Origin of the sequence: Acinetobacter sp. YH12137 (genome assembly GCF_013418535.1) — a bacterium.
Taxonomy (GTDB): domain Bacteria; phylum Pseudomonadota; class Gammaproteobacteria; order Pseudomonadales; family Moraxellaceae; genus Acinetobacter.
In genome coordinates, this window is sequence record NZ_VPBW01000001.1 from 228,227 (window position 1) to 238,183 (window position 9,957).

Consider the following 9,957-nt stretch of genomic DNA (forward strand, 5'->3'; position numbering starts at 1 on the left):
CAGGATTGAGCCAACAATTTCAGGCAAATTACCACGATAATAAAATCAATTTGTAGACCAAATATGACCACAGCACAAATTACTCAACCAAATATTTTACTCATCGTCGCTGATGATCTGGGCTTTTCTGATCTGGGTGCATTTGGTGGAGAGATCCAGACACCACATTTAGATGCAATTGCCCTGGAAGGATTACGCCTGACTAACTTTCATACCGCATCGACCTGTTCACCCACCCGTTCCATGCTACTTTCCGGCACAGACCATCATCTGGCAGGATTGGGTTCCATGGCCGAAGCCATACGACCTGAACAGAAAGGCCAACCGGGTTATGAGGGGTATTTAAATGATCAGGTTGCGGCTCTACCGGAACTGTTACATGATGCAGGCTATTACACCATCATGTCTGGAAAATGGCATCTGGGCTTAACTCCAGACCGTTTTCCGGCACGCCGTGGTTTTGAAAAGTCATTTACCTTGCTCCCGGGTGCAGCCAATCACTATGCGTTTGAACCCGATATTCCAGAAGAAGAAATTCCGGGCCTGTTGAAAGTAACTCGGGGGCTCTATGCAGAAAATGATGAATACATTACTGCATTGCCGGAAGACTTCTATAGTTCAGACTATTTTACAGATCGCTTGCTGGATTATCTGCAAGATGATGAGAGTCGTGCAGAACGCCCATTCTTTGCGTATTTGCCATTTTCAGCACCACACTGGCCTTTGCAAGCCCATCCGGAAGATATTGCCAAATACAAAGGTGTATATGATGAAGGTCCTCAAGTATTACGTCAGAAGCGTTTAGCTAAAATCAAAGAGCTTGGTTTAGTAGGTGAAGATGCTACGATTCATCCAGTATTGGCAAAAACTAAATTCTGGGACAGTTTGACGGAAGATGAAAAGCAGTTCTCGGCGCGTACCATGGAAGTCTACGCAGCAATGGTTGATCGCATGGATCAGAATATTGGTCGTGTGATTGAACATTTAAAACAGACTGATCAATACGACAATACTATTATTATTTTTCTTTCGGACAATGGGGCAGAAGGTGCGCAGCTGGAAGCATTACCAGTCTTTGGTCCTGATATTGAGACCGTGATTGCCAAATATTATGACAATCGTCTGGAAAATATTGGCAAGGGTAATTCCTATGTCTGGTACGGTGAGCATTGGGCACAGGCGGCCACAGCGCCATCTCGACTTTATAAAGCGCATACCAGTGAAGGTGGAATTCGTACACCGGCATTTATCAAGCATCAGGGCTTTGCACGTCAAAATGGCATCAGTCATGAGTTTTTAACGGTGATGGATCTACTGCCTACTTTACTGGAAACATTAAATATTCAGCATCCGGGACAGCAGTATAAAGGTCGGAAACTGGTGCCACTACGTGGTAAAAGCATTCTGCCGTATTTGCAGCAACAGCAGGCCTATATTCATGCTGAAGACCATATCACGGGTTGGGAGCTGTTCGGACAAAAAGCTTTGCGTAAAGGGGATTGGAAGGCTTTATTTATTCCCGCACCGAATGGCCCAAACAGATGGCAACTTTATAACCTGGCAGAAGATGTGGGTGAAACTGAAGATCTAGCAGAGCGTTATCCAGAAAAATTACAGGAGCTGCTGGCCGACTGGAAAGTTTATGTACGAGAAAATGGTGTGGTAGAAATTGAAGGCGGGGGAATTTTATTAAATAAAACTGCCTAAGCTATTTCTAATGAATTATCGAATTTCATAACTGAGCAGATGCTTACAAGAATGAGCTGAAATAAAAAACAGGTCAAACGGCCTGTTTTTTATAGAGCAATAATTTTGATAGAAAGTAAATCTTAGTCTGTGGACTGAATATTTAATATAGTTGATCATCATTCAGACAGATGGCAAAAAGCAGCGCAGCTACCTATTTTTGATCAAGAAATAATAAAGAAGTCAATCCTTGGCTCATTTTTATTAAAAATAGAGATTAAATTTTAAACCACTTGATATGATCAATAGTGTTGAAAAATAATACAAAATTTTTAAGTTGAATTATTCTTGACTAGTTTTAATTTTTCTTTAACAAATTGTGTTAAGCTGTGCGACTACATTCAATTTTTTTATCTGAAAATAAAAGCATTATTTATAAAATGCTATAGCTTTTCGCTTGAGTTTTCTCATTTCCTCTCTAGCCGATTTATGTATTTCACAGTAGAATATGCGCTCTCTCAAGTCACATTGTGGCATGGTCGCTCGATCATCCCGTGGAGCCAAAATCAGCATGTTTATCGTTGCCGGTGCACCTGCACATTCTTCTTTTAAGAAAGCTCAACTACTCACACGTTTATCGTCAATTAGTTCTGTTCAATCACTAGAAAGTCAATTTGTTTATCTTTTTGACCAAGCGCTCAACGAGCAACAACAGCAATCCGCTTTACAGCTTCTCAACGATGGTCAATCATTTGAACTGCGCCAGGCTGCAAGTGATGAAATCCAGATTCTAGTGACACCGCGTGTCGGCACGATTTCACCATGGTCATCAAAGGCAACTGATATTTTTGCCAACTGTAATACACCGGTTCATCATTTAGAACGCGGTGTTTTGTTTACTTTGAAGGGCGAAAAAGAGCTTTCTAAAGAAGCATTACAGATCTTGCATGACCGCATGACTGAAAGTGTTTTCAATGCGATTGAAGATGCTGCAGTGTTGTTTACTGAAACTGCGCCAAAACCTTTGAACTCGATTGATATCCTGGGTCAAGGTAAAGAGGCATTGGTAAAAGCCAATAATGAGTTCGGTTTTGCGCTGTCTGAACAGGAAATTGATTACCTGACAGAAGCATTTACTAAACTGGGTCGTAACCCGAACGACATTGAACTGATGATGTTTGCGCAGGCTAACTCAGAGCACTGCCGTCATAAAATCTTCGGTTCTGAATGGACGATTGATGGTGAAGTTCAACCATTGTCATTGTTCCAGATGATCAAAAATACCTATAAAGAATCACCAACAGACGTATTGTCGGCTTATAAAGACAACGCATCGGTGATTGTTGGTTTTGATACGCAACGTTTCTATCCGACTCAAGAAGATAACGGTCAACACGTTTATAAATACAAGAGCCAGGCCGCTCACATCCTGATGAAAGTGGAAACTCACAACCACCCAACAGCGATTGCACCATTTGCCGGTGCAGCAACTGGTTCAGGCGGTGAGATTCGTGACGAAGGCGCGACTGGTCGTGGTGGTAAACCGAAAGCTGGTTTAACGGGTTTCACCGTATCTAACCTGAATATTCCTGGTTTTGAACAGCCTTGGGAAGAAAACTACGGTAAACCGTCACGTATGGCATCTCCACTTCAAATCATGATTGAAGGTCCATTGGGTGGTGCTGCGTTTAACAACGAATTTGGTCGTCCAGCGTTAACTGGTTATTTCCGTACGTTTGAACAAAACGTCAATGGCGAAGTGAAAGGTTTCCATAAGCCAATCATGATCGCGGGTGGTTACGGTAACATCCGTCCGGACCACGTTGAAAAAGATGCGATTCAACCAGGCGATCTACTGATCGTGCTTGGCGGTCCAGCAATGCTGATCGGCCTTGGCGGTGGTGCTGCATCATCTGTAGACAGCGGTAAACTGGGTGAAAACCTGGACTTCGCTTCTGTACAACGTGAAAACCCGGAAATGGAACGCCGTTGTCAGGAAGTGATTGATACTTGCTGGCGTATGGAAGATGAAAACCCAATCGTTTCTGTACATGACGTCGGTGCGGGCGGTATCTCGAATGCGATGCCCGAGCTGGTAAATGACCATGAGCTTGGTGCGGTGCTTGATCTTCGTAAGATCCCATCGCTTGAGCCAGGCATGTCGCCAATGGAAATCTGGTCAAACGAAGCGCAAGAGCGTTATGTACTGGCGATCCGTCCAGAATCTCTACCTTTATTCGAATCGATCTGTGCGCGTGAACGTTGTCCGTTTGCGGTATTGGGTGAAGCAACTGAAGCGCGTCATTTAACCGTTGAAGATCCATTGTTCGGCAACAAGCCAGTGGATATGCCAATGCAAGTGATGCTTGGTGGTACACCACGTATGAGCCGTTCATATGAAACTGCTCCGCGTAAAGGCGATGACTTTGATGCGTCTAAAGTGACTGATCTGAAAGATGCGATTTATCGCGTGATCAAGAACCCAACAGTCGCTTCTAAATCATTCCTGATCACTATTGGTGACCGCTCGATTACCGGTATGGTGGCACGTGACCAGATGGTTGGTCCATGGCAGGTTCCTGTGGCTGATGCTGCAGTAACAACAACCAGCCTTGTCGGTTACACAGGTGAAGCAATGGCAATGGGTGAACGTCCACCAGTTGCATTGTTAAACCCAGCGGCTTCTGCACGTTTATCAGTTGCTGAATCGATCTCAAATATTATGTCTGCGAAGATTGATCAAATCAGCGACATCAAACTGTCTGCAAACTGGATGGCTGCTGCAGGTCAACCGGGCGAAGACCAAGCATTGTTCGAAGGTGTAAAAGCCATTGGTATGGAAATGTGCCCTGCACTGGGCATCGCAATTCCAGTCGGTAAAGACTCATTGTCAATGCGTACCACCTGGAATGACGAAGGCGAAGACAAATCTGTTACTTCTCCAATGTCAGGCGTGATCACTGCATTTGCACCTGTAACTGATGTTCGTAAGACATTAACCCCTGAGCTGAAAAATATTGAATCTGTACTGGTTCGTATTGATCTATCTAAAGGTCAGTTCCGTTTAGGCGGTTCGATCTTGGCTCAGGTATACAAAGCAATTGGTTCAGTGACTCCTGATGTCGACAGCTTTGATGACTTCAAAGCATTCTTCGCACTGGTTCAAGACTGGAACAACCGTGGTCTGATCAAGGCTTACCATGACATCGGTGATGGTGGTTTACTGGCAACTGTTGCGGAAATGATGTTTGCTGCACGTCTAGGCGTAGCGCTAGAAGACCAATCAGTTGAAGCATTGTTCGCTGAAGAAATCGGTGCAGTTCTGCAAATAGCGAAAGCAGATTGGGAAGCATTACAAGCAGAAATCGCGACTTCTACTCTGAAAGATGCGATCTCTGTAGTAGGTACAGTGAATAACTCTGATCAGTTATCTGTAAATGGTCTGGTACTTGAACGTGCCGACCTGCAAGTGGCTTGGACTGAAGTTTCTCATCAAATCCAGCGTCTGCGTGACAACGTAGAAACTGCAAATCAAGAATTTGCATTAGTAACAGACAAAGCACACAAAGGTTTGATTGCTCAACCGACATTTGATCTGAACGAACAAATCGAAGCACCGTACATTAACTCACGTCGTCCAAATATGGCGATTCTGCGTGAGCAGGGTGTGAATGGTCATGTAGAAATGGCAGCAGCATTCGACAAAGTCGGCTTCAATACTGTTGACGTACACATGAGCGATCTTCTAGCTGGCCGTATCAGCTTGGATGACTTCGAAGGTCTGGTCACATGTGGTGGCTTCTCTTACGGTGACGTATTGGGTGCAGGTGGTGGCTGGGCGAAATCAGTATTGTTCAATCAGCAACTTCGTGACCAGTTCGAGAAATTCTTTAACCGTCAGGAGACCTTCTCTCTAGGGATCTGTAATGGTTGTCAGATGCTGTCACAATTGGCTCCACTGATTCCAGGTGCAGATGCTTGGCCTCGGTTCCATCGCAACAAATCAGAAGTATTTGAAGCACGTAGCGTCAATGTTCGTGTAGAGAAATCTCACTCTGTATTATTAGAAGGCATGGAAGGTTCAATTCTTCCAATCGCTGTGGCACATGGTGAAGGTCGCGTAGTAGCATCGGCTGAAAACATTGCTGCATTGAATGCCAATAATCAGGTGATTATGCGTTATGTGGATAGCCAGGGTAATGCGACTGAGCAATATCCATTGAACCCGAATGGTTCGCCTGAAGGGATTTCTGGTGTAACTTCGAAAGATGGTCGTGCGACTATCTTGATGCCACACCCTGAGCGTAACTTCCGTGCGATCCAGCACTCTTGGAAACCAGAAGACTGGGATCAGGACGGTGCATGGTTACGCATGTTCCGTAATGCTCGCAAATTTATTGGTTAATCTGATTTAGCTTCAAAAAAAGGGTCGCAGCAGCGGCCCTTTTTTATAGTTTGAACTTATGGGAAATTAGTAAAACTAGAAAAATCATTTACTTTTGTTTAGACTAGCTTCATCAATTGCCACCAGTGGGTGGCTTTTTGCTTTCTAAGCAGTTTGAAACATTTATTTAATTTTCTCCCGCTGAACTGGTTTAGATTTTGCTTTTATATCTGCATAGAAGTGATATTGTGTAAATAATGCACAATATTTATGCACTTTAAAGGAAAGATGGTATAGATCAGTTCAGTATCAACACTCAAGAATGAGGTGATGACATGGCTAAGACGCTCAGAATAATGGATAGAACAGAATTACGTCAGAAAGGTTGGTGGTTATTTGGTTTTGTCGTTGGCCTACAGGTGCTGTTCTTGGTAGGTAGTTATTTGCTACAGGGTTCTTGATCAACAGATTTAAAAAAGCCACCGAGAGGTGGCTTTTTTATCGCTAAACAGTGAGCTGAATCTGCTTTAACGTTACCTTCAGCGTATTCACATAATCAAAAGCATTATTAATACTATCCTGATAACACCAAGTGATATAACCAACCGGCCTAACCAGAATTACACAGATTCATGAATTTCAGACTTGCCATTCTAGGGTTTATAACATCATGAGAAGCAATCTGAATCACCTCCAGATATGGCAAGTTCAGCGATTCTGCTGCCTGTTTCCAACTTTAATCTGAGCTCAATGTCGAATACTGCGTCATGCAAGACACTATGTGTATACCTGAAACAGGTATAAATGTAGGAGGGGAAAAGTCTGGCCATGCATAGAAAGTAGATATATGAGTATTCGTATAAGCTATTGATCTATTAATATTTTCAATACGTTGGCCTAAATCGTATGATAAGCACCTGTTTTTTGAAGTGAGCAATCTATGGAACTTCGACATTTACGCTATTTTATTACCGTGGCGCAGGAGCAGAGTTTCACTAGGGCTGCTGAAAAGCTGTTTACGGCTCAACCTTCTTTAAGCCAGCAGATTAAAGATTTGGAGCAGGAAGTTGGCGTTAACCTGTTTGAGCGTTCTTCACGAAAAATACAGTTAACCGATGAAGGTAAGGCCTTTTTAATCTATGCAGAAAAAGCTCTAGAAAATGCCAAATTGGCCGTTGCGTCAGCACGACAGGTGGCCCAGCAGAAAAATAACCAGATTCATATTGGTTTTCTGAATGTTGCCGAACTAAAAGTCATGCCACATATTTTGGCCAAGTTGAAAAAGACCATGCCAGATCTGAAAATTCATCTGCATAGCCTGTTCTGTCTGGAACAGCTTCAACGTCTAAAAAATGCTGAACTAGATCTAAGTATTACCCGTTTTCAGATGGATCATCCAGATTTTGACAATATTCATTTATTGACGGAGCAAATTCACTTGGTTGCAGCCAAGCATTTGCACCCAACCGATCGAATACTGAAATTACAAGAACTGAAAAATCATACGATTATTATGTGTGATCAGAATGCATCACCTGTATTTTACGAAAGACTGAATGCTTTGATGTCCTTTGATCAGCTAAAGCACGATCAGGTGCTGTGGGCGACCAATGTGCTACAGCATATTAACCTGATCAATATGGGGATGGGTTTCAGTTTTGCTCCCGATTATTTATTGCGTTTCCTGAATGATGAAGTGAAAGTGATCCAGACAGATCGACCTTTACCCCAGGTAGAACTATATGCAACATTTAACAAGAACTCTCAAAATCCAGCATTGAATATTATTACCGAAGCCCTTAACAATACGGTAAATGCTTGAAAAACTTGTAGGGATATATGCTTAAACTGATTTATTACGTACCAGATGAAAACCTAGAGGAAACCAAGAAGGCCATCTTTGCAGCAGGTGCGGGTGGGATTGGTGAATATACCGATTGTGCCTGGCAAGTGCTGGGAACTGGACAATTTAAGCCGCAGCAAGGCGCAGATCCTCATATTGGGGAAATTGGCCAATTAGAAAAGGTGGAAGAATGGCGGGTCGAAATTCTTGTGCCTGATGAAAAGGCTGTTGAAGTGGCTAAGGCTCTAAAAGACAGTCATCCTTATGAAGAACCGGCATTTGAATTTATACAGCTCTTAGATATAAAAGTTTAAATTTTAGAAGTGATATAAACCGACGGTGCATTAGTGTTGATGTGCCGTCTATATATTAAAAACACCCAATCTGCTTTTATTATTATAAAATTTATCAGAACAACTCAAATAAAAGAATAAAACAAGGAATATAACAATGCAGTTGCCAAAACCGCTGAGCAGCATGTTCAAAAATACGCTGAATAAATCTATTCAATACGGCGCAGAAATCCTACATAACCGTATTCCATATGCCCATGATAATCCATATCTGGATGGTATTTTTGCACCGCAGCGGCAGGAGCATTTTTCAACTCAATTGAAGGTAGAAGGGCAGATCCCGAAAGAATTAGATGGCGCCTTGATGCGAATTGGCCCGAACCCCATTACAGTGAAAAATCCAAAAATTTATCACCGGTTTACTGGTGATGGGATGATTCATGCGTTACGGCTTAAAGAAGGTGAAGCACACTGGTACAAAAGCCAATATGTCGGTGCGGATAGTGTACAGAAGAAATTACATCGCTCAGTGATTCCGGGGAAAAGTCGTGGTGTAGCTGATCCAGTAAATACCAATATCATCAATTTTGCTGGGAAAATCTGGGCATTGGTCGAAGCGGGTGCTTATCCAATCGAAGTGAATAGTGAACTGGAATCTAAGTGCCATCATCTGTTTGAGAATGATGATCTAGACTTGCCATTTACTGCACATCCACATATTGATCCAGATACCGGTGATATTCATGCGGTTTGTTATGATGGGCTAACCCATAATAAAGTCTTTTATCTGCATATAGATGCACAGGGTAAACTGAAAAATCATGTTGAGATTCCAGTCAAACATGGTCCGATGGTACATGACTGTGCGATTACCGAATCTCAGGTCTTAATTCTGGACTTAAATGTAAATTTCTCAATGCAAAGTGCTTTAAAAGGTTCATTGCTGCCATATCAATGGAACCAGAAACATCAGGCACGTATTGGCTTATTACCTCTTGGTGGAAGTGCTCAGGATATACGCTGGTACAACATTGATCCCTGTTTTATTTTCCATACCATGAATGCTTATGATCTGGATACAGGGGATGTCGTCATGGATGCAGTGGTACATTCCAAAGCGATGGTGCATTCGATTCAGGGCCCAATTGAAGATCAGGATCTTCGATTAGAACGATTTGTCTTCGAAAAAGGAACAGGGAAAGTGAAGCGGACAATCTTATCGGATGTTAAACAGGAATTCCCACGCATTAATGAAGCTTATACCGGGCGGCCATATCGTTATGCTTATAGCATTTCCTTTGGCGAATTTGATGATCCTTACCATGTCAGCAGTAATAGCTTATTGGGTCATGATTTAGAAACTACGACCATAGAAAGTTATTCATTTGGAGAAAATTGGGTCACAGGTGAGGCTATATTTGTCGAAAAAGAGGGTGCACAAGCTGAAAATGAGGGTTGGCTCATGTCTTATGTGCATGCTTTAGATTGTAGCCCTTCGAAAGTTGTGATTTTGGATGCACAGCATATTAAGGATGGGCCAATTGCCACAATTTATTTACCCGTCCGAGTGCCGGTTGGGTTTCATTGTAATTGGATTGATTATCGGAAGTTGAAAGTAATATAATAGGACTTACGCATTGACGGATTCAAAAAAGTATTAAAATACTTTATAAAGTATCTGTGATCAGACGAATTAAACATGCTTCTACAGCAACTTGTACATTACCCATTTATATGGGCTTTCTCATGAC

Annotated in this window: 6 protein-coding genes; all 6 read left to right on the plus strand. The window is 42.5% G+C overall.

All coding sequences use genetic code 11. The annotated features are described in order from the left end of the window. Positions 1–63 precede the first annotated feature (63 nt). The 6 genes from FTU72_RS01115 (at position 64) to FTU72_RS01135 (ending at position 9,830) form a co-directional block, all read left to right on the plus strand. The gene (locus FTU72_RS01115) at positions 64–1,707 is read left to right on the plus strand and encodes an arylsulfatase (protein ID WP_180010682.1); all 1,644 of its coding nucleotides are present in this window, start codon (positions 64–66) and stop codon (positions 1,705–1,707) included. 550 nt (positions 1,708–2,257) lie between these two features. Beyond that, a complete protein-coding gene (purL, locus tag FTU72_RS01120; protein WP_180010684.1) occupies positions 2,258–6,091 on the plus strand; it encodes a phosphoribosylformylglycinamidine synthase in 3,834 nt (1,277 codons plus the stop codon). Between the two features lie 314 nt (positions 6,092–6,405). Continuing rightward, positions 6,406–6,531 (plus strand): KGW motif small protein, encoded by a 126-nt coding sequence (locus FTU72_RS16310; RefSeq protein WP_253144109.1) that lies wholly within the window; start codon positions 6,406–6,408, stop codon positions 6,529–6,531. A gap of 479 nt (positions 6,532–7,010) precedes the next feature. Further along, the gene (locus tag FTU72_RS01125; RefSeq protein ID WP_159124023.1) at positions 7,011–7,892 is read left to right on the plus strand and encodes a LysR family transcriptional regulator; all 882 of its coding nucleotides are present in this window, start codon (positions 7,011–7,013) and stop codon (positions 7,890–7,892) included. Positions 7,893–7,909: 17 nt separating this feature from the next. Beyond that, on the plus strand, positions 7,910–8,227 hold the full coding sequence (locus FTU72_RS01130) for an NGG1p interacting factor NIF3 (protein ID WP_180010686.1): 318 nt from the start codon (positions 7,910–7,912) through the stop codon (positions 8,225–8,227). Between the two features lie 136 nt (positions 8,228–8,363). After that, positions 8,364–9,830, plus strand: a complete 1,467-nt coding sequence (locus tag FTU72_RS01135; RefSeq protein ID WP_180010688.1) for a carotenoid oxygenase family protein — start codon at positions 8,364–8,366, stop codon at positions 9,828–9,830. The last annotated feature ends 127 nt before the right edge of the window (positions 9,831–9,957 follow it).